Below are 19,860 nucleotides of genomic sequence, written 5' to 3'. Positions count from 1 at the left end.
TTTTCCTTAAATTAAGATAAATTTCAAATATGAAAATTACTTTTATTATCAATAACTTGTGATATTTTTTCATTAGTTAAAATATCAATTATTACTTCGGCCTTAATAGCAACTTTCGCGTCTAACATATGACCACCAATTACGTTAAAATTATCATCACCAAAAGTAGTATGACAATGAATAATTGGTTTATTTCTATCTTTTTCATCTCAAATGATTGTTCCAATTGTTGATAACAATTCATATTGTTCAAGAAAAGTTTTTTTTACATAATCAGTACTTTTTTTAGGAATGTAGCCTAAAGTGACATTAGTAATAGCACCAATCATTTGGAATTGTGCCATTCCTATGTTTTCTTTAATAGCAAATTGCTCTAAAGTTTTAATAATCATTTCATCTTTTTCAATAATTAATGCATACTTATTTCCGATCATTTTTTTAATTTTCATAATAAGAATCTCACCTTTCTTTTAGCAGTATTTTAACATATTTATTAATAGCAATAATGATTAAAATTGATTATTATAGGAAAAAAATATTTTTCTTTTTGTAATAAAAATTATCGGACTTCTCCCCACATGTACTTGTGGAGGGAATAATGAAACTGAATGAATTCAACAATGCTTTTCAAACTGAACAGCAATGTCTTGCATATATAGCAAATTTGAAAGAAAACAAATGTATTAGGTGTTTTAATTTTAAGGCTTTTCTCCCTTTATGTACTATTTTAGTTTTATCACATAAATGCTGAGAAAAGCCAAAATTATTTTAAAAAGAAAATATATTAATTTTAAAATTAATAGGTATAATAAAACTAATATTTAAACTAAGGAAGTGATAAAGTTGAAAACTAATGGTTTAGTAATTGCTATTGGTAATGATCATACCGCTTATGAATTTAAACAACCAATTATTAAATTTTTACATACAGAAGGCTATCAAATTTTAGATTTAGGAACAAATAGCAGTGAACCTGTTGATTATCCTAATTTTGGTTTTAATGTTGCAAATGCTATTGTTAGTAAAAAAGCAGATTTTGGTATTGTAATTTGTGGTACTGGTATTGGTATTAGCATTGCTACCAATCGTATTAATGGTGTTCGTTGTGCTCTTTGCTATGAGGAAGAAACAGTAAGATTGGCAAGACTTCATAATGACGCTAATGTTTTAGCACTAGGTGCTAGAATTATTTCTGATTATAAAGCAGTAGAACTTGTGAAATTATTTTTAAATACTAAAACAAGTGATGAAAAAAGACATCAATTAAGAGTTGCAAAACTAAAATAATTTTACTATTAAATTACGGACTTCTCCCCACATGTACTTGTGGAGGGAATAATGAAACTGAATGAATTCAAAAATGCTTTTCAAACTGAACAGCAATGTCTTGCATATATAGCAAATTTGAAAGAAAACAAATGTATTAGGTGTTTTAGTTTTAATTTGAATACTTCTTGGAATGGCAACCCTTTTTAGGACTATTTTTTGGTAGACATTTGTTTTTGATAATTAACTGGAGTTAAGTAGTTTAAAGTGCCGTGAATTCTTATGTTGTTATATCAATTGATGTAATCAAATAATTCGAATTTTAATTGGATTAATGATGTAAAATTTTTATCATTAATAAATTCGGTTTTGAAAGTTTTAAAGGTTGCTTCAGCAACAGCGTTATCATAAGGACAACCTTTTTTGCTTAAAGAGCGATTAATATTGAATGCTAGTAAAAGTTTATCAATAATTTTATTATTAAATTCATTACCGCGATCACTATGAAATATTTGAATATCTTTTAAACAGCGATTTGAGTGCATAAATGCTTGATATACTAATGATGCATCTTTTTTAGTACCTACACTATGTCCAATTATTTCGCGGTTAAATAGGTCAATTAATAAACAAATATAGTTTCACTTACCATTTACTTGAACATAAGTTAAATCACTAACAATAACTTCATTTTTAACTCTATTATTAAAGTTTCTATTAACAAGATTGGTTATTTGACTATCATTGACTTTATTATGATAATTTTTGAATGATAATTTAGTGTATTTTGATATTAAATTATGTTTATTCATAATTTCTTTAATTTTTCGTCTTGATAAATAAATTTCTTGGTTTTCTAGAATGACTTTTAATCTTCTAGTACCATAAACTTCTTTATTTTTTTTAAAAGCACTAATAACAGCTTGTTCATAAATATTATTTTTAATTTTATTTTTTTTCTTTAAATTAAAATAATATGTTGATTTAGAGAGTTTTAAAAAATGACACATTGTGCGAATTTTATATTTAGATTTATTATTTGCAATAATCTCTACTTTCTGCCTATTATTAGTGCTGCTTGCTTTAAAATATCATTTTCCATTCTTAATTGTTTTAATTCTTTTCTTAATTTAATTAATTCATTTTCTTCAACAGAACGATTATCTTTAGTTTTAAAACTACCTGAATTAGTAAATTGCTTAATTCAATTGTAAGTAGCTGCTCTTGTAACATTATATTCTTTAACAAGGCAAGATACTGATTTGCCACTTTGATATAAAGCTACTATTTGTTTTTTAAATTCATCGGTATATGAGTTAATATTGGCCATAATTATAGTTCCTTTCTTTGTTCACTTGTCTATGTAATTAGTGTCCAATAAAGTGTAACCCATCCATCTGATTTAAAAAGAATGAGATGTTTAAAATGTAATCAAACATTTAGCATTCTCACAGGCACCATATTTTCAAGGTCACAAACATCTTTAACATCTTGGTTTTATCTTATCTTTAGATGAATAAACACCAAACATGGAATTCCATCAACAGATATTGCAAAAGAATTGGGAGTGACTTTGAAAACTGCTTGAAGAATGACTCATAAAATCAGAACACGTATTGCAAAACAAAAACCTCAATTTATTGTTGAAGGTACAGTGCAAATTGATGAAATGTATCTTTCACATATGGGTTTTAAAAAACAAGGAAGATCCTTGGTGAATAAAACCTTGATTGTTGGCATTTATCAAAAAACAACCAATAATTTAATTGTGAAAGTATTGAAAAACGCAAAGAGTAAAAATCTTTTGCAGTTTGCAAAAAACCACATTTCTTCAAAATGTCTTGTATATACTGATTCTTGAAAAGGATATTGCGATTTTAAATCAGTTTTCACTAAGCATGAAACAGTTAACCATCAAGATGGCTATGTTTCAAAAATTGGTGTAAATACCAACCAAATTGAATCAGTTTGAAAACATATAAGAAGAACATTTAAAACACATATCAAAGTTGCAAAACATCATGTTCATTTATATGCTAAAGAAGCTGCATATAAATTCAACAAGATACCTAGTTTTGAAACTGTAATTCTATGTTTGATTTAAAAATGTGGGGAGAAGTCCGTAGATAGGCTTTTCTCAGCATTTATGTGATAAAATTAAAATAGTACATAAAGGGAGAAAAGCCTTAAATTATTAAAGAGAGGATGTTTAAAAATGGATAAATCTTTTAATAAAGGTCTTGACCCAGAATTAAAAAAAATTGTGAAAGATGAATGACAACGTCAACAAAATCATATTGAATTAATAGCTTCAGAAAACTATGTATCACCAGCTGTACTTACACTCGCTGGAACAATATTAACTAATAAGTATGCAGAAGGTTATCCGGGCAGAAGATATTATAATGGTTGCGAAAATGTTGATAAAATTGAAAATTTGGCAATAGAGCGTTTTAAACAATTATTTAATTGTAGTCATAAACCAGGTCAATGTAAAAAAGGTAATTTTCATGCTAATGTACAACCTCATTCTGGTAGTCAAGCTAATGCTGAAGCATATGCTGCTATATTACGTCCAGGTGATACTATTCTTGGTATGGAACTTGATGCTGGTGGTCATTTAACTCATGGTTATAAAATTAATTTTTCTGGTAAAATTTATCACGGTGTTAATTATGGTGTAAGTAAAAAGGATGAATATTTAGATTATGATGAAATTTTAAAAATTGCTAAAGAATGTAAACCAAAAATTATTGTAGCAGGAGCTAGTGCTTATTCAAGACTTATTGATTGATCAAAGTTTCGTAAAATTGTTGATACTGTTGGAGCATATTTAATGGTTGATATGGCGCATATTGCTGGATTAATTGCTGCTGGATTACATCAAAATCCTATTTGTTATGCTGATATTACAACAACAACAACTCATAAAACATTAAGAGGACCACGTGGTGGTGCTATTCTTTGCACTGAAGAATTAAAAAAGAAAATTGATACTGCGGTATTTCCTGGTAATCAAGGTGGACCATTGGAACATATTATTGCAGCAAAAGCACAAGCTTTTTATGAAGCATTAACACCAGAATTTAAAACTTATCAAATGCAAGTAATTAAAAATGCGCAAGCATTAGCAAAAACTTTTCTTGATGCAAAATTTCATGTAGTGGCGGGTGGAACTGATAATCATTTATTAACTGTTAATGTTACTAATATTAACGGTTTAAATGGTAAAGAAGCTGTTGATATTTTAGAAAAGATTAATATTGTTGCTAATAAGAATGGTGTTCCCTTTGATCCTTTACCAGCTGTTATTACTAGTGGTGTTCGTTTTGGTAGTCCAGCAATGACAACGAGAGGTTTTAAAGAAGATCAGTTTATTGAATTAGGAAAGATTATTATTAGTGCTTGAAAATTACCTAAGGGTATTAATGATGATGGTTTACATGAATTAAGAAAAAAAGTTGATATACTTTTAAATAAATTTCCCATTTATGAAGATATAAAAGAGGCTTTTTAATAATCTGTGTATCTTTGTTTTATAAAGTACTAGTTTAGATTAATTCTATCTTCAAATTTTATCATAAAATGAGCAATTGCTGTATTTCAATTTTGAATAGGCAATGTTCATTTTTTTGTTATATTTTCAATTGCCAAGTAAAATATTTTGAAAACTGCCATATCATTAGGAAAAACTTTTTTATTTATGATGATTTTTCGTAATTGACTATTAACAGATTCAATAGAATTTGTAGTATAAATCACTCTTTTGATTTCTACTGGATAACTAATAAAAACCATTAAATTATCTCAATTTTTATATCAAGATTTAGTAATTTGAGGATATTGTTTATTTCATTTACTTTCAAACGATTCTAAAGCTTGCATTGCTTGTTCTTCACTACATGCACTATAAATTGGTTTTAAATCTGCAACTAGACCTTTTCGATGTTTGTATGAAACATATTTTAAACTATTTCTAATTTGATGAACAATGCATAATTGATGTTCTGTTTTAGGATAAACTGATTGTATTGCTTCTGACATGCCTGTTAAATTATCACTACAAGCAATAAGAATATCATTTAAGCCACGATTTTTCATTTCTGTGAAATTAGATAATCAAAACTTAGAACCTTCATTTTCACTAATTCATAATCCTAAAACATCTTTTTTGCCTTCTAAATCAACTCCTAATGCTATATAAACTGATTTGTTAATAATCCGTTTATCTTGTCGTACTTTAACTACTATACAATCAAAATAAACAATAGGATAAATACTTTCTAATGGTCGATTTTGTCATGCTTTAACATCATCAATAACGTCATCAGTAATTTGACTAATAACACTTTCACTAATATCAGCACCATGATATAACTCTTGCAACTGCATTCTAATGTCAGATAATGTCATTCCTTTTGCATACAAGGAAAGAACTTGTTGATCAAAACCATCAAATCTTCTTTGCCTTTTAGGAACTATTACAGGAGTAAAATTACTATTGCGATCTCTTGGTACATCAATTTCAATTTTACCTTGTTGAGTTATTAATTTTCGGACTTCTCCCCACATGTACTTGTGGAGGGAATAATGAAACTGAATGAATTCAACAATGCTTTTCAAACTGAACAGCAATGTCTTGCATATATAGCAAATTTGAAAGAAAACAAATGTATTAGGTGTTTTAATTTTAATTTGAATACTTCTGATTTAAAAAGAATGAGATGTTTAAAATGTAATCAAACATTTAGCATTCTCACAGGCACCATATTTTCAAGGTCACAAACATCTTTAACATCTTGGTTTTATCTTATCTTTAGATGAATAAACACCAAACATGGAATTCCATCAACAGATATTGCAAAAGAATTGGGAGTGACTTTAAAAACTGCTTGAAGAATGACTCATAAAATCAGAACACGTATTGCAAAACAAAAACCTCAATTTATTGTTGAAGGTACAGTGCAAATTGATGAAATGTATCTTTCACATATGGGTTTTAAAAAACAAGGAAGATCCTTGGTGAATAAAACCTTGATTGTTGGCATTTATCAAAAAACAACCAATAATTTAATTGTGAAAGTATTGAAAAACGCAAAGAGTAAAAATCTTTTGCAGTTTGCAAAAAACCACATTTCTTCAAAATGTCTTGTATATACTGATTCTTGAAAAGGATATTGCGATTTTAAATCAGTTTTCACTAAGCATGAAACAGTTAACCATCAAGATGGCTATGTTTCAAAAATTGGTGTAAATACCAACCAAATTGAATCAGTTTGAAAACATATAAGAAGAACATTTAAAACACATATCAAAGTTGCAAAACATCATGTTCATTTATATGCTAAAGAAGCTGCATATAAATTCAACAAGATACCTAGTTTTGAAACTGTAATTCTATGTTTGATTTAAAAATGTGGGGAGAAGTCCGTAGATAGGCTTTTCTCAGCATTTATCTGATAAAATTAAAATAGTACATAAAGGGAGAAAAGCCTATTTTTAATAAAAAATTATATTACTAAACCTAAAATTTTTATTGGTGATTATACTTATTATCATGATTTTAATGGTGAGCAAGCAGCTATTGATTTTGAAAATAAAAATATAATTTATCATTTTCCAAATATGATAAATGATGAATTAATTATTGGTAAATTTTGTTCAATTGCACAAGGTGTTTTATTTATAATGAATGGTGGCAATCATAATTATTGTGTAGTTTCAACATTTCCTTTACCATTATTTTATAAATCATTAAATTTATCAGAAGTTACAGAAAAAGATAAATTAGATAAATTTCCGATTAAATCACCAACAGCGATAGAAAATGATGTTTGAATTGGTCATTATGTGGCAATCTTAAGAGGGCTAACTATTGGTAATGGGGCAGTAATTGCAGCTAAAAGTGTAGTTACAAAAAATGTGCCTCCTTATGCTATTGTTGGTGGTAATCCTGCTAAAATTATAAAATATCGTTTTTCTAAAAAAATAGTTCAAAAATTACAAAATATAAAGTGATGAGATTGATCTATTGAAAAGATTATTGAAAATTCAGATTTGTTAAAACAAAATTTTGATAATAAAATATTACAAAAACTTGTAAAAGAAAGTAATAGTTTAAATAAAATAAAGGGTTAATAAAAAATATGAAAAAATATGGTTATTTAACTACTAAAATAGGTTTAATTGAAATCATAGTAGTTGCAGAACAAGTAGTAAAAGTTAGTTTCGTTAATACTCGTCAAGTTGCTAAGGATAGTAGTAATATAGTGGTAGTTAATTGTTTAAAACAACTAGCAATGTATTTTGATAAAAAATTAAGTGATTTTAACTTACCAATAGCTTTAAAAGGAACTCCTTTTCAAGAATTAGTATGGAGTAAAACTTGTACTATTCAATTTGGTACAACTTTAACTTATCAAGAATTAGCGCAAAAAATAGGTTATCCAAAAGCAAGTAGGGCAGTGGGTTCGGCTTTAAGTAAAAATCCATTAGCAATTATTGTTCCTTGTCATCGAGTTGTTAATAAAAATAAGAATATTGTTAATTATCTTTATGGTGCCCATATTAAAAATTTTTTATTAGCACAAGAAAGTAAATAAGGTATAATATTATTTTTTTATGATTGATTATTTTTTTTTGATTTTTAAAATTGTTAACAATTTTAACTACATAATTTTTAATATAGTAAACAGGATATCCTGCTAACATAACAGCAATTAAAATTAGTGAATTTCATAATGCTCAAATATTATTATTTTGTGTACCATAATAATACATTGCTAAAAATGATCCAACAATAGCAATTATTGCTCCTAAATAACCAATAATAATGAAAAAATAAAATCAAAAATTATTAAAAATCTTTTGATAGTCTGGATGTTTGCGCCTTAAAAAGATAATGACTGAATTAACAATTAATTTTAAAAAACTAATAGCAATAATAAAGTAATTAGTTACTTCATACAATTGATTTCATAAAATATAAATTAAAGCAGCAAATATTAATAGTAGCATAGCAGCTCATGGCATATTAGTTCTTTTAGTTGTTTTTTGAAAAAATTTAAACAAATCTTTTTCTTCACTCATTTTAAAAATTAAACGTGATTGATAAAGTAGAAATGCATTTAGTGAACCAACAAATAATAAAATTGCTAGTCCTGAAAAAATATAAGCTAAAACGCGAGGAATATTAGGATTATTGATAATAGCATAATATCAAACGTTACTAAATCCTTTATTTTCATCTAATCATAAAAGTGGTTCATTAATAGTTAACAAAGCAATTAATAGTATTAAATATAAAAAAATAACGGACTTCTCCCCACATGTACTTGTGGAGGGAATAATGAAACTGAATGAATTCAACAATGCTTTTCAAACTGAACAGCAATGTCTTGCATATATAGCAAATTTGAAAGAAAACAAATGTATTAGGTGTTTTAGTTTTAATTTGAATACTTCTGATTTAAAAAGAATGAGATGTTTAAAATGTAATCAAACATTTAGCATTCTCACAGGCACCATATTTTCAAGGTCACAAACATCTTTAACATCTTGGTTTTATCTTATCTTTAGATGAATAAACACCAAACATGGAATTCCATCAACAGATATTGCAAAAGAATTGGGAGTGACTTTGAAAACTGCTTGAAGAATGACTCATAAAATCAGAACACGTATTGCAAAACAAAAACCTCAATTTATTGTTGAAGGTACAGTGCAAATTGATGAAATGTATCTTTCACATATGGGTTTTAAAAAACAAGGAAGATCCTTGGTGAATAAAACCTTGATTGTTGGCATTTATCAAAAAACAACCAATAATTTAATTGTGAAAGTATTGAAAAACGCAAAGAGTAAAAATCTTTTGCAGTTTGCAAAAAACCACATTTCTTCAAAATGTCTTTTATATACTGATTCTTGAAAAGGATATTGCGATTTTAAATCAGTTTTCACTAAGCATGAAACAGTTAACCATCAAGATGGCTATGTTTCAAAAATTGGTGTAAATACCAACCAAATTGAATCAGTTTGAAAACATATAAGAAGAACATTTAAAACACATATCAAAGTTGCAAAACATCATGTTCATTTATATGCTAAAGAAGCTGCATATAAATTCAACAAGATACCTAGTTTTGAAACTGTAATTCTATGTTTGATTTAAAAATGTGGGGAGAAGTCCGTAGATAGGCTTTTCTCAGCATTTATGTGATAAAATTAAAATAGTACATAAAGGGAGAAAAGCCAAAAATAATTAGTCCTGTTGCAATAATTAAAGCTCAAAGTACATTTTTTCTTTGATTTTCTACTTCTTCAGTAACATAAGTTATTGCTTCAATTCCTGAATAGGCAAATAGTGTCATTGTTGTAGCTGGTAATAAAACATAAGTTGCAAGAAAAATTTTTGATAAATCTTTTTGAACTATTTCACTATTAAAACTATCTGTATTTCCATAAATCATAGCAATAAATAAAACAAAAGTAATTGGTAATCCTTTTAAAATTGTAAAAATAATTTGTGTTTTTCCAGAACTATTTTAATAAATATTTGGACTATAGCTAATGCAAATAAAATTAAAATTCCAAATAATTTTATCAACCATTGGTTAGTAATATGAGCTAAAGTACCGATAATATTACCTAATGCTAAAGTAGCAGAAGCAACGGCAGTAGCACTAACCATTAAAACTAAAATCCATCCCAATCAAAACGAACAAGCCATTCAATTTGTTTTTTTTAATCAATAATAAGCACTTCCATTTCCCGGAAAAGAAATAGCAGTTTCTGCTAGTAATAACATTTCTGGCAAAATTAAAATACCGCCTAAAATTCAGGCACATATCATTAAAATCGGATTAAATCCACTTTGAAATGCTACTTGTCCAAATGAAATTAGTACTGATGATCCAACTGTGGCAGAAATTGCCATCATTAATATTACTCAAGGCTTTTCTCCCTTTATGTACTATTTTAATTTTATCACATAAATGCTGAGAAAAGCCTATCTACGGACTTCTCCCCACATTTTTAAATCAAACATAGAATTACAGTTTCAAAACTAGGTATCTTGTTGAATTTATATGCAGCTTCTTTAGCATATAAATGAACATGATGTTTTGCAAATTTGATATGTGTTTTAAATGTTCTTCTTATATGTTTTCAAACTGATTCAATTTGGTTGGTATTTACACCAATTTTTGAAACATAGCCATCTTGATGGTTAACTGTTTCATGCTTAGTGAAAACTGATTTAAAATCGCAATATACTTTTCAAGAATCAGTATATACAAGACATTTTGAAGAAATGTGGTTTTTTGCAAACTGCAAAAGATTTTTACTCTTTGCGTTTTTCAATACTTTCACAATTAAATTATTGGTTGTTTTTTGATAAATGCCAACAATCAAGGTTTTATTCACCAAGGATCTTCCTTGTTTTTTAAAACCCATATGTGAAAGATACATTTCATCAATTTGCACTGTACCTTCAACAATAAATTGAGGTTTTTGTTTTGCAATACGTGTTCTGATTTTATGAGTCATTCTTCAAGCAGTTTTCAAAGTCACTCCCAATTCTTTTGCAATATCTGTTGATGGAATTCCATGTTTGGTGTTTATTCATCTAAAGATAAGATAAAACCAAGATGTTAAAGATGTTTGTGACCTTGAAAATATGGTGCCTGTGAGAATGCTAAATGTTTGATTACATTTTAAACATCTCATTCTTTTTAAATCAGAAGTATTCAAATTAAAACTAAAACACCTAATACATTTGTTTTCTTTCAAATTTGCTATATATGCAAGACATTGCTGTTCAGTTTGAAAAGCATTGTTGAATTCATTCAGTTTCATTATTCCCTCCACAAGTACATGTGGGGAGAAGTCCGTTACTCAAAACGAATACTTCTTTTTTAATTTCATGTCTTTTTCCTATCTCTATTTTTTTATTTCGTATGTATTGATAAAACTTTTTATTTTATTAATATAAGTTTGATAAGCATTTGGTAAGGTTTCAATATGACCAATATTTTCCAAAAATAAATAATCATAATTTTTATAATGGAGTTTAACTTGATAATTATGAATGACATTAGCCATGAAAAATGGGACAAAATTATCTTTTTTACCGTGAATTAATAAAGTAGGAACTTGAAAACCTGTTTTGCTTTTTTTTGGGTGATTGTCAAAAATCCGGAATAAATTAAATCTATATAGTCTTATTATATTTCAGACAAGAAATAATTTGGATTTTTATGAAATTGTACATTGATCTTACTATTTTTTAAAAGATATTTCAACTAAAATACTTATATTAAATTTTATTAAATGCTAAACTTATTAAATAAACTTAGAGAGGATTTAAAAATGAAAATTAAAGCACTTAAAAAATTACAGTTAATAACTGTATTAATATTTATTTTAACTATTTTAATTATTATTGCAGGATTATTATTACTAGGTTTATTTCATGGAAAAGAAGTAGTAACTATTAAAAGTAATCATTTAGTTAAAAATACAGAACCTTTAATATATGAATATAATGGTTTTACTTTATGAAGTAAATACAGTTGATATTATATATTAACTAATAACAATATTTGCCTTAATAATTTTGGAAGTTATTATATTATTCATAATTCTTATAATTATTCTTTATTATGGTTAAAAATTGCAGTTATTTTTTCTACAATTGTAGTTCCAATTTTTATTTCTATAATTTTGTCATTAACATTCTTAATTATTGGTTTAAAAAGAAAAATAAAAAATAATAATTTTTGAGATGCTATTGCAAATTGTGAAATAATAAGTAATTATTACATTCATTAATTATATTTCTAAATTTATCTTATTACATTTAAAAATAACCATTTTAATATAAATTAAAATATTATATGTTCTATTACCAAGCATTTCTTTTAAAACATGTCAAATATTAGTTTCAGTATAACAACCTTTATTTCATTTTTTACCTTGATTTTCAATACCTTGTTTATTATTTTTAAAATATTTTTTCTTTAATTTTTTATGATTATCTAATTGATTATATAAATAGTCAATTAATTCATCATATTTACCATTATTAATTAAATTTTTACAGTGATTATATTCTTTTAAATATTTTCCTTTATTTCCAGCCATTATTCCAAGATATAATGTTCTAATTAAATGGAATTTATCTAAAACAAACTGTGTACCTAAATAATCAGCAACTTCTTTAATTCATCCTTCACTATCACCACAAATAATAATTTTTGCTTGTTCAATGTTTTCATAAAATTTTTGACAATGTTCTTTAACAAAATCAGCAGTTTTTTTAACTCCAATTTTTGTTTTTGTTGGTCTAATAATTGCTTTTACTCTTTTATTTTGTACTTTGTGATTAATATTATCTGTATATGTTACTATTAATCGCATAGAGTGTTTTGTACCTTTACGTTTAAAATTTCAAAACTTTCGATGTCCATCATCAATTGCTACAAAAATAGGTTGATTTTTTTCTAATTTTACTTTTATTGGATTTGCTTCAATTATTTCTAAATTTTTAAAAACTCTATGAACAGTACTAACACTAATACCTGCTTTTTTACAAATAGCACAAATATCATGATATCTTTTTCCATCAGCAAAATATTCAATAATAGTTTGTTCAATATCTTCACCAATTCTTTTATATTTAGGTAATTCTAGTCATTCATCAACTAAACAAACACGAACTCATTTTTGTAATTTTTCATCAAAATATTCATAAATTCTTCTTTTATAAGTTACTAATCCATACATTATTTTTCTTGTTCGATATTGATAATCAACAATTTTATATTTATTTTTATCTCTTGTATTTTTTATTCTTCAATCTCATTTTTCTCATTTTTTTCTTATATGTTCTAAAACTAATTTATCAATTTTTGCACTTTGTTCTCTAAAATTTCATTTATAATTAAAATTCACATTTACTTCTCCTAACTATTTTAAAAAAATCTAAATTTATTGTAAATAATTTAAAAAAATAATTTACTGCATATATTATATAAATATATAAGTGTAATTTTAACTAAAATAAAAAATTATTTAAAAAACCACTTTCATATTTAAAATATAATAAATAATGGCTTTTCTCCATTTATGTACTATTTTAGTTTTATCACATAAATGCTGAGAAAAGCCTATCTACGGACTTCTCCCCACATTTTTAAATCAAACATAGAATTACAGTTTCAAAACTAGGTATCTTGTTGAATTTATATGCAGCTTCTTTAGCATATAAATGAACATGATGTTTTGCAACTTTGATATGTGTTTTAAATGTTCTTCTTATATGTTTTCAAACTGATTCAATTTGGTTGGTATTTACACCAATTTTTGAAACATAGCCATCTTGATGGTTAACTGTTTCATGCTTAGTGAAAACTGATTTAAAATCGCAATATCCTTTTCAAGAATCAGTATATACAAGACATTTTGAAGAAATGTGGTTTTTTGCAAACTGCAAAAGATTTTTAATCTTTGCGTTTTTCAATACTTTCACAATTAAATTATTGGTTGTTTTTTGATAAATGCCAACAATCAAGGTTTTATTCACCAAGGATCTTCCTTGTTTTTTAAAACCCATATGTGAAAGATACATTTCATCAATTTGCACTGTACCTTCAACAATAAATTGAGGTTTTTGTTTTGCAATACGTGTTCTGATTTTATGAGTCATTCTTCAAGCAGTTTTCAAAGTCACTCCCAATTCTTTTGCAATATCTGTTGATGGAATTCCATGTTTGGTGTTTATTCATCTAAAGATAAGATAAAACCAAGATGTTAAAGATGTTTGTGACCTTGAAAATATGGTGCCTGTGAGAATGCTAAATGTTTGATTACATTTTAAACATCTCATTCTTTTTAAATCAGAAGTATTCAAATTAAAATTAAAACACCTAATACATTTGTTTTCTTTCAAATTTGCTATATATGCAAGACATTGCTGTTCAGTTTGAAAAGCATTGTTGAATTCATTCAGTTTCATTATTCCCTCCACAAGTACATGTGGGGAGAAGTCCGTAAATAATTTCAATATAATTAATAGTATAGGTATCATAAAATAAACGACTTTAATTTAGGCGTTATTTTGCATTTAAAAGCATACTTGTAAAAATAATCAAAAATAGTAAAATTAAAACGTAAAATCAAGGAAAAAAGGAGTAATTTAATGAATCCAGAATATTTAAAAATTATTAAAGTTGAGTTTATGCATGGTGTAGAAGAACCTTGATGCAATAACCAAGGAGTTGCTATTTTACCTTATGTTATTAAAAACAATGAATATTATTATTTACTAGTTAAAGAAAATAATCCATTATTTAAAGATAAAGAAATTAGTGAATATGGTACTATCACTGGAGGTCTTGAAAATCTTGACCCTTATCAAACAGTAATTAATGAAATGTTAGAAGAAACTGGAATTGATGTTAAAAATGATAAATCAAAAATTTATTATTTAGGTAAACATTATGCAAATAAATCAAGTACAAAAATATTCTATTTTTTTTCTATAGATTTAACAATGTTGAATTTGGATTTAACAAAAACATACAAAGGTAATGGTGATGGAACAGAAGCAGAAAAAGACATCATTGCAAAATTTATAAGTTATGAAAAAATTTGCAAATCTAATGATTCTTTATGTTTAGCAATTTTAGGTAAATGAACTTCTAGAAAAAAAACAATAAAAGAAAAAGCAAAACAACTATTTAATTTTAAAAATGACATATTATCTCATAAGTTTTTAACTGGAATTCATATTAATGAAATTGACGAAGAAAACCCAGAATTAATAAAGGATTTTTTACCTATAGAAAATCGACAAGAATTTTTGAAACTTGAAGAAGATTTAGACAATAGTATATTTGATAAACTGCAAAGATTAAGTGATGAAATGTTAATTTCACATTCATCAAATTTACATGAAGATTTGAAATTACAAGCTCATAAATTTTACCATAAAAATAAAAATATTTTTCAAGAATCTGAAGAAATAAATAAATTAGGTGATGAATATTATTCAGTTCCAGAAATTTATGAAATAAATTAAACTGCACCTCATTTATAAAAAAGGAGTAATTTATTATGAAAACATGAATAAAAACAAATTTTTATAAAATAACATCAATTTTAGCATTATTTTTAGCAATAATTGGATTAATCATGGGGGGTGCTTACCCATGAAAGTAATAAACTTAATAAATTTTTAAAACCAAATCATGAATGAGTTTTTGGAGATACTACAATTTGAGCAGATTATTTTGATAGTAGTGGAACCAAAAAAATGAATTTATATTTTTCAAATATTACAAAACAACCAAATCATGATGTAAAATGAGATGCTATATATATTCATGGGTATTTTAATAATTAAATTTCTAAATTTATATAAGAAATATTTTCGTTATATTTATCAAATAAAATAATATTTTTTAAGTCTATTTCTTGTTTGTTTGTTATTAAAATTAATGGAATGGCAACCCTTTTTAGGACTATTTTTTGGTAGACATTTGTTTTTGATAATTAACTGGAGTTAAGTAGTTTAAAGTGCCGTGAATTCTTATGTTGTTATATCAATTGATGTAATCAAATAATTCTAATTTTAATTGGATTAATGATGTAAAATTTTTATCATTAATAAATTCGGTTTTGAAAGTTTTAAAGGTTGCTTCAGCAACAGCGTTATCATAAGGACAACCTTTTTTGCTTAAAGAGCGATTAATATTGAATGCTAGTAAAAGTTTATCAATAATTTTATTATTAAATTCATTACCGCGATCACTATGAAATATTTGAATATCTTTTAAACAGTGGATGGGTTACACTTTATTGGACACTAATTACGTAGACAAGTGAACAAAGAAAGGAACTATAATTATGGCCAATATTAACTCATATACCGATGAATTTAAAAAACAAATAGTAGCTTTATATCAAAGTGGCAAATCAGTATCTTGCCTTGCTAAAGAATATAATGTTACAAGAGCAGCTACTTACAATTGAATTAAGCAATTTACTAATTCAGGTAGTTTTAAAACTAAAGATAATCGTTCTGTTGAAGAAAATGAATTAATTAAATTAAGAAAAGAATTAAAACAATTAAGAATGGAAAATGATATTTTAAAGCAAGCAGCACTAATAATAGGCAGAAAATAGAAATTATTGTCAAAAATAAAGTTAAATATAAAATTCGCACAATGTGTCATTTTTTAAAAATCTCTAAATCAACATATTATTTTAATTTAAAGAAAAAAGAAAATAAAATCAAAAATAATATTTATGATGAAGCTGTTATTAGTGCTTTTAAAGAAAATAAAGAAGTTTATGGTACTAGAAGATTAAAAGTCATTCTAGAAAACCAAGAAATTTATTTATCAAGACGAAAAATTAAAGAAATTATGAATAAACATAATTTAATATCAAAATACACTAAATTATCATTCAAAAATTATCATAATAAAGTCAATGATAGTCAAATAACCAATCTTGTTAATAGAAACTTTAATAATAGAGTTAAAAATGAAGTTATTGTTAGTGATTTAACTTATGTTCAAGTAAATGGTAAGTGAAACTATATTTGTTTATTAATTGACCTATTTAACCGCGAAATAATTGGACATAGTGTAGGTACTAAAAAAGATGCATCATTAGTATATCAAGCATTTATGCACTCAAATCGCTGTTTAAAAGATATTCAAATATTTCATAGTGATCGCGGTAATGAATTTAATAATAAAATTATTGATAAACTTTTACTAGCATTCAATATTAATCGCTCTTTAAGCAAAAAAGGTTGTCCTTATGATAACGCTGTTGCTGAAGCAACCTTTAAAACTTTCAAAACCGAATTTATTAATGATAAAAATTTTACATCATTAATCCAATTAAAATTAGAATTATTTGATTACATCAATTGATATAACAACATAAGAATTCACAGCACTTTAAACTACTTAACTCCAGTTAATTATCAAAAACAAATGTCTACCAAAAAATAGTCCTAAAAAGGGTTGCCATTCCACAGCGATTTGAGTGCATAAATGCTTGATATACTAATGATGCATCTTTTTTAGTACCTACACTATGTCCAATTATTTCGCGGTTAAATAGGTCAATTAATAAACAAATTGTTATTAGTGCTTTTAAAAAAAATAAAGAAGTTTATGGTACTAGAAGATTAAAAGTCATTCTAGAAAACCAAGAAATTTATTTATCAAGACGAAAAATTAAAGAAATTATGAATAAACATAATTTAATATCAAAATACACTAAATTATCATTCAAAAATTATCATAATAAAGTCAATGATAGTCAAATAACCAATCTTGTTAATAGAAACTTTAATAATAGAGTTAAAAATGAAGTTATTGTTAGTGATTTAACTTATGTTCAAGTAAATGGTAAGTGAAACTATATTTGGAATGGCAACCTTTTTTAGGACTATTTTTTGGTAGACATTTGTTTTTGATAATTAACTGGAGTTAAGTAGTTTAAAGTGCTGTGAATTCTTATGTTGTTATATCAATTGATGTAATAAAATAATTCTAATTTTAATTGGATTAATGATGTAAAATTTTTATCATTAATAGATTCGGTTTTGAAAGTTTTAAAGGTTGCTTCAGCAACAGCGTTATCATAAGGACAACCTTTTTTGCTTAAAGAGCGATTAATATTGAATGCTAGTAAAAGTTTATCAATAATTTTATTATTAAATTCATTACCGCGATCACTATGAAATATTTGAATATCTTTTAAACAGCGATTTGAGTGCATAAATGCTTGATATACTAATGATGCATCTTTTTTAGTACCTACACTATGTCCAATTATTTCGCGGTTAAATAGGTCAATTAATAAACAAATATAGTTTCACTTACCATTTACTTGAACATAAGTTAAATCACTAACAATAACTTCATTTTTAACTCTATTATTAAAGTTTCTATCAACAAGATTGTTTATTGGACTATCGTTAACTTTGTTATTATGATTTTTGTATGATAATTTAGTGTATTTTGATATTAAATTATGTTTATTCATAATTTCTTTAATTTTTCGTCTTGATAAATAAATTTCTTGGTTTTCTAGAATGACTTTTAATCTTCTAGTACCATAAACTTCTTTATTTTCTTTAAAAGCACTAATAACAGCTTCATCATAAATATTATTTTTGATTTTATTTTCTTTTTTCTTTAAATTAAAATAATATGTTGATTTAGAGATTTTTAAAAAATGACACATTGTGCGAATTTTATATTTAACTTTATTTTTGACAATAATTTCTATTTTCTGCCTATTATTAGTGCTGCTTGCTTTAAAATATCATTTTCCATTCTTAATTGTTTTAATTCTTTTCTTAATTTAATTAACGGACTTCTCCCCACATGTACTTGTGGAGGGAATAATGAAACTGAATGAATTCAACAATGCTTTTCAAACTGAACAGCAATGTCTTGCATATATAGCAAATTTGAAAGAAAACAAATGTATTAGGTGTTTTAGTTTTAATTTGAATACTTCTGATTTAAAAAGAATGAGATGTTTAAAATGTAATCAAACATTTAGCATTCTCACAGGCACCATATTTTCAAGGTCACAAACATCTTTAACATCTTGGTTTTATCTTATCTTTAGATGAATAAACACCAAACATGGAATTCCATCAACAGATATTGCAAAAGAATTGGGAGTGACTTTGAAAACTGCTTGAAGAATGACTCATAAAATCAGAACACGTATTGCAAAACAAAAACCTCAATTTATTGTTGAAGGTACAGTGCAAATTGATGAAATGTATCTTTCACATATGGGTTTTAAAAAACAAGGAAGATCCTTGGTGAATAAAACCTTGATTGTTGGCATTTATCAAAAAACAACCAATAATTTAATTGTGAAAGTATTGAAAAACGCAAAGAGTAAAAATCTTTTGCAGTTTGCAAAAAACCACATTTCTTCAAAATGTCTTGTATATACTGATTCTTGAAAAGGATATTGCGATTTTAAATCAGTTTTCACTAAGCATGAAACAGTTAACCATCAAGATGGCTATGTTTCAAAAATTGGTGTAAATACCAACCAAATTGAATCAGTTTGAAAACATATAAGAAGAACATTTAAAACACATATCAAAGTTGCAAAACATCATGTTCATTTATATGCTAAAGAAGCTGCATATAAATTCAACAAGATACCTAGTTTTGAAACTGTAATTCTATGTTTGATTTAAAAATGTGTGGAGAAGTCCGTAGATAGGCTTTTCTCAGCATTTATGTGATAAAATTAAAATAGTACATAAAGGGAGAAAAGCCTTAATTAATTCATTTTCTTCAACAGAACGATTATCTTTAGTTTTAAAACTACCTGAATTAGTAAATTGCTTAATTCAATTGTAAGTAGCTGCTCTTGTAACATTATATTCTTTAGCAAGGCAAGATACTGATTTGCCACTTTGATATAAAGCTACTATTTGTTTTTTAAATTCATCGGTATATGAGTTAATATTGGCCATAATTATAGTTCCTTTCTTTGTTCACTTGTCTATGTAATTAGTGTCCAATAAAGTGT

27 protein-coding genes and 3 pseudogenes are annotated in these 19,860 nt (G+C 25.8%); 16 read left to right on the top strand and 14 right to left on the bottom strand.

What is annotated here, in order from left to right:
* Positions 1-11 precede the first annotated feature (11 nt).
* Together AACL02_RS08035 and AACL02_RS08030 are read right to left on the bottom strand one after the other, a co-directional pair.
* The gene (locus AACL02_RS08035; RefSeq protein ID WP_339040717.1) at positions 12-449 is read right to left on the bottom strand and encodes a PPC domain-containing DNA-binding protein; all 438 of its coding nucleotides are present in this window, start codon (positions 447-449) and stop codon (positions 12-14) included.
* A gap of 60 nt (positions 450-509) precedes the next feature.
* Positions 510-653, bottom strand: a complete 144-nt coding sequence (locus AACL02_RS08030) for a hypothetical protein (RefSeq protein ID WP_339040715.1) — start codon at positions 651-653, stop codon at positions 510-512.
* Between AACL02_RS08030 and AACL02_RS08025 the strand changes: the two genes are divergently transcribed.
* The 3 genes from AACL02_RS08025 to AACL02_RS08015 all read left to right on the top strand — a co-directional run bounded on the left by AACL02_RS08025 (position 599) and on the right by AACL02_RS08015 (position 1,476).
* A complete protein-coding gene (locus tag AACL02_RS08025; RefSeq protein WP_339040713.1) occupies positions 599-772 on the top strand; it encodes a hypothetical protein in 174 nt (57 codons plus the stop codon). The two genes, AACL02_RS08030 and AACL02_RS08025, sit on opposite strands and share 55 nt — an antisense overlap.
* Positions 773-858: 86 nt before the next feature.
* Positions 859-1,287, top strand: coding sequence for a ribose 5-phosphate isomerase B (rpiB, locus tag AACL02_RS08020; protein ID WP_174480264.1), 429 nt, complete (start codon positions 859-861; stop codon positions 1,285-1,287).
* A 51-nt stretch (positions 1,288-1,338) separates the two neighbouring features.
* Complete coding sequence (locus AACL02_RS08015; protein ID WP_339040711.1) at positions 1,339-1,476, top strand: hypothetical protein; 138 nt, start codon at positions 1,339-1,341, stop codon at positions 1,474-1,476.
* Between the two features lie 2 nt (positions 1,477-1,478).
* On the opposite strand, the gene AACL02_RS08010 is transcribed toward AACL02_RS08015, so the two are convergent.
* Positions 1,479-2,596 (bottom strand): IS3 family transposase gene (locus AACL02_RS08010; protein WP_422397818.1). Its coding sequence is split into 2 segments (ribosomal slippage): positions 1,479-2,326 and positions 2,326-2,596, totalling 1,119 coding nucleotides; the frame shifts between segments, so codons are not numbered across the junction.
* Between the two features lie 81 nt (positions 2,597-2,677).
* On the opposite strand from AACL02_RS08010, the gene AACL02_RS08005 reads away from it, so the two are divergent.
* Positions 2,678-3,370 carry an IS1595 family transposase gene (locus AACL02_RS08005; RefSeq protein ID WP_339040707.1) on the top strand — a complete coding sequence of 231 codons (693 nt, stop codon included), beginning with the start codon at positions 2,678-2,680 and terminating at the stop codon, positions 3,368-3,370.
* A gap of 111 nt (positions 3,371-3,481) precedes the next feature.
* Positions 3,482-4,783 (top strand): serine hydroxymethyltransferase, encoded by a 1,302-nt coding sequence (glyA, locus tag AACL02_RS08000; protein ID WP_339040705.1) that lies wholly within the window; start codon positions 3,482-3,484, stop codon positions 4,781-4,783.
* Positions 4,784-4,812: 29 nt separating this feature from the next.
* Here the strand turns inward: glyA and AACL02_RS07995 are convergent.
* Positions 4,813-5,823, bottom strand: a pseudogene (locus AACL02_RS07995) (IS256 family transposase); the annotation flags it as partial.
* 33 nt (positions 5,824-5,856) lie between these two features.
* Here AACL02_RS07995 and AACL02_RS07990 point away from each other — a divergent pair.
* The 3 genes from AACL02_RS07990 (at position 5,857) to AACL02_RS07980 (ending at position 7,868) form a co-directional block, all read left to right on the top strand.
* The gene (locus AACL02_RS07990) at positions 5,857-6,678 is read left to right on the top strand and encodes an IS1595 family transposase (protein ID WP_281747836.1); all 822 of its coding nucleotides are present in this window, start codon (positions 5,857-5,859) and stop codon (positions 6,676-6,678) included.
* Between the two features lie 87 nt (positions 6,679-6,765).
* Positions 6,766-7,404 carry a CatB-related O-acetyltransferase gene (locus AACL02_RS07985; RefSeq protein WP_422397850.1) on the top strand — a complete coding sequence of 213 codons (639 nt, stop codon included), beginning with the start codon at positions 6,766-6,768 and terminating at the stop codon, positions 7,402-7,404.
* An 8-nt stretch (positions 7,405-7,412) separates the two neighbouring features.
* Complete coding sequence (locus tag AACL02_RS07980; protein ID WP_174481403.1) at positions 7,413-7,868, top strand: methylated-DNA--[protein]-cysteine S-methyltransferase; 456 nt, start codon at positions 7,413-7,415, stop codon at positions 7,866-7,868.
* On the opposite strand, the gene AACL02_RS07975 is transcribed toward AACL02_RS07980, so the two are convergent.
* Entirely contained in the window at positions 7,834-8,547 is a 714-nt protein-coding gene (locus AACL02_RS07975; protein ID WP_339040699.1) for an amino acid permease, read from the bottom strand. The genes AACL02_RS07980 and AACL02_RS07975 overlap by 35 nt on opposite strands.
* A 73-nt stretch (positions 8,548-8,620) precedes the next feature.
* On the opposite strand from AACL02_RS07975, the gene AACL02_RS07970 reads away from it, so the two are divergent.
* Positions 8,621-9,436: an IS1595 family transposase gene (locus tag AACL02_RS07970; RefSeq protein WP_339043507.1), complete on the top strand. Its 816-nt coding sequence runs from the start codon at positions 8,621-8,623 to the stop codon at positions 9,434-9,436.
* 40 nt (positions 9,437-9,476) lie between these two features.
* On the opposite strand, the gene AACL02_RS07965 is transcribed toward AACL02_RS07970, so the two are convergent.
* From AACL02_RS07965 to AACL02_RS07955, 3 genes are all read right to left on the bottom strand, one after another.
* Entirely contained in the window at positions 9,477-9,746 is a 270-nt protein-coding gene (locus AACL02_RS07965; protein WP_339043690.1) for a hypothetical protein, read from the bottom strand.
* A 23-nt stretch (positions 9,747-9,769) separates the two neighbouring features.
* Positions 9,770-10,201: an amino acid permease gene (locus AACL02_RS07960; RefSeq protein WP_339040697.1), complete on the bottom strand. Its 432-nt coding sequence runs from the start codon at positions 10,199-10,201 to the stop codon at positions 9,770-9,772.
* Between the two features lie 98 nt (positions 10,202-10,299).
* Positions 10,300-11,121 carry an IS1595 family transposase gene (locus tag AACL02_RS07955; protein ID WP_339040695.1) on the bottom strand — a complete coding sequence of 274 codons (822 nt, stop codon included), beginning with the start codon at positions 11,119-11,121 and terminating at the stop codon, positions 10,300-10,302.
* Here AACL02_RS07955 and AACL02_RS07950 point away from each other — a divergent pair.
* A complete protein-coding gene (locus AACL02_RS07950) occupies positions 11,067-11,234 on the top strand; it encodes a hypothetical protein (RefSeq protein ID WP_339040693.1) in 168 nt (55 codons plus the stop codon). The genes AACL02_RS07955 and AACL02_RS07950 overlap by 55 nt on opposite strands.
* Positions 11,235-11,634: 400 nt before the next feature.
* Positions 11,635-12,096, top strand: coding sequence for a hypothetical protein (locus tag AACL02_RS07945; protein WP_339040691.1), 462 nt, complete (start codon positions 11,635-11,637; stop codon positions 12,094-12,096).
* Here AACL02_RS07945 and AACL02_RS07940 read toward each other — a convergent pair whose 3' ends face one another.
* Both AACL02_RS07940 and AACL02_RS07935 read right to left on the bottom strand, forming a co-directional pair.
* Positions 12,097-13,218 (bottom strand): Mbov_0401 family ICE element transposase-like protein, encoded by a 1,122-nt coding sequence (locus AACL02_RS07940; RefSeq protein ID WP_339040689.1) that lies wholly within the window; start codon positions 13,216-13,218, stop codon positions 12,097-12,099.
* Positions 13,219-13,459: 241 nt separating this feature from the next.
* Positions 13,460-13,972, bottom strand: coding sequence for an IS1595 family transposase (locus AACL02_RS07935; RefSeq protein WP_339043689.1), 513 nt, complete (start codon positions 13,970-13,972; stop codon positions 13,460-13,462).
* A gap of 492 nt (positions 13,973-14,464) precedes the next feature.
* Here AACL02_RS07935 and AACL02_RS07930 point away from each other — a divergent pair, with 492 nt between their 5' ends.
* The gene (locus AACL02_RS07930; protein ID WP_339040687.1) at positions 14,465-15,346 is read left to right on the top strand and encodes an NUDIX hydrolase; all 882 of its coding nucleotides are present in this window, start codon (positions 14,465-14,467) and stop codon (positions 15,344-15,346) included.
* A 442-nt stretch (positions 15,347-15,788) separates the two neighbouring features.
* On the opposite strand, the pseudogene AACL02_RS07925 reads toward AACL02_RS07930, so the two are convergent.
* Positions 15,789-16,103 (bottom strand): annotated as a pseudogene (locus AACL02_RS07925) (IS3 family transposase); the annotation flags it as partial.
* Positions 16,104-16,173: 70 nt separating this feature from the next.
* Between AACL02_RS07925 and AACL02_RS07920 the strand changes: the two are divergent.
* The 3 genes and pseudogenes from AACL02_RS07920 (at position 16,174) to AACL02_RS07915 (ending at position 17,734) form a co-directional block, all read left to right on the top strand.
* Positions 16,174-17,294 (top strand): IS3 family transposase gene (locus tag AACL02_RS07920; RefSeq protein ID WP_422397817.1). Its coding sequence is split into 2 segments (ribosomal slippage): positions 16,174-16,444 and positions 16,444-17,294, totalling 1,122 coding nucleotides; the frame shifts between segments, so codons are not numbered across the junction.
* Between the two features lie 92 nt (positions 17,295-17,386).
* A pseudogene (locus AACL02_RS12520) lies at positions 17,387-17,506 on the top strand (hypothetical protein); the annotation flags it as partial.
* A 27-nt stretch (positions 17,507-17,533) separates the two neighbouring features.
* The gene (locus tag AACL02_RS07915; protein WP_339040683.1) at positions 17,534-17,734 is read left to right on the top strand and encodes a hypothetical protein; all 201 of its coding nucleotides are present in this window, start codon (positions 17,534-17,536) and stop codon (positions 17,732-17,734) included.
* A gap of 2 nt (positions 17,735-17,736) precedes the next feature.
* Here the strand turns inward: AACL02_RS07915 and AACL02_RS07910 are convergent, their stop codons facing one another.
* Together AACL02_RS07910 and AACL02_RS07905 are read right to left on the bottom strand one after the other, a co-directional pair.
* Positions 17,737-18,546 (bottom strand): IS3 family transposase, encoded by an 810-nt coding sequence (locus AACL02_RS07910; protein WP_339043688.1) that lies wholly within the window; start codon positions 18,544-18,546, stop codon positions 17,737-17,739.
* A gap of 32 nt (positions 18,547-18,578) precedes the next feature.
* A complete protein-coding gene (locus tag AACL02_RS07905; RefSeq protein ID WP_339040681.1) occupies positions 18,579-18,755 on the bottom strand; it encodes a hypothetical protein in 177 nt (58 codons plus the stop codon).
* Between AACL02_RS07905 and AACL02_RS07900 the strand changes: the two genes are divergently transcribed.
* Complete coding sequence (locus AACL02_RS07900; protein WP_281748407.1) at positions 18,701-19,522, top strand: IS1595 family transposase; 822 nt, start codon at positions 18,701-18,703, stop codon at positions 19,520-19,522. The genes AACL02_RS07905 and AACL02_RS07900 overlap by 55 nt on opposite strands.
* Here AACL02_RS07900 and AACL02_RS07895 read toward each other — a convergent pair.
* Entirely contained in the window at positions 19,508-19,804 is a 297-nt protein-coding gene (locus AACL02_RS07895) for a transposase (protein WP_339040679.1), read from the bottom strand. The genes AACL02_RS07900 and AACL02_RS07895 overlap by 15 nt on opposite strands.
* Between the last annotated feature and the right edge of the window lie 56 nt (positions 19,805-19,860).

This window comes from Spiroplasma endosymbiont of Apeira syringaria (genome assembly GCF_964020205.1).
GTDB classification, from domain to species: domain Bacteria; phylum Bacillota_I; class Bacilli_A; order Mycoplasmatales; family VBWQ01; genus Spiroplasma_E; species Spiroplasma_E ixodetis_A.
This window is presented reverse-complemented; position numbering and strand designations above follow the sequence as displayed.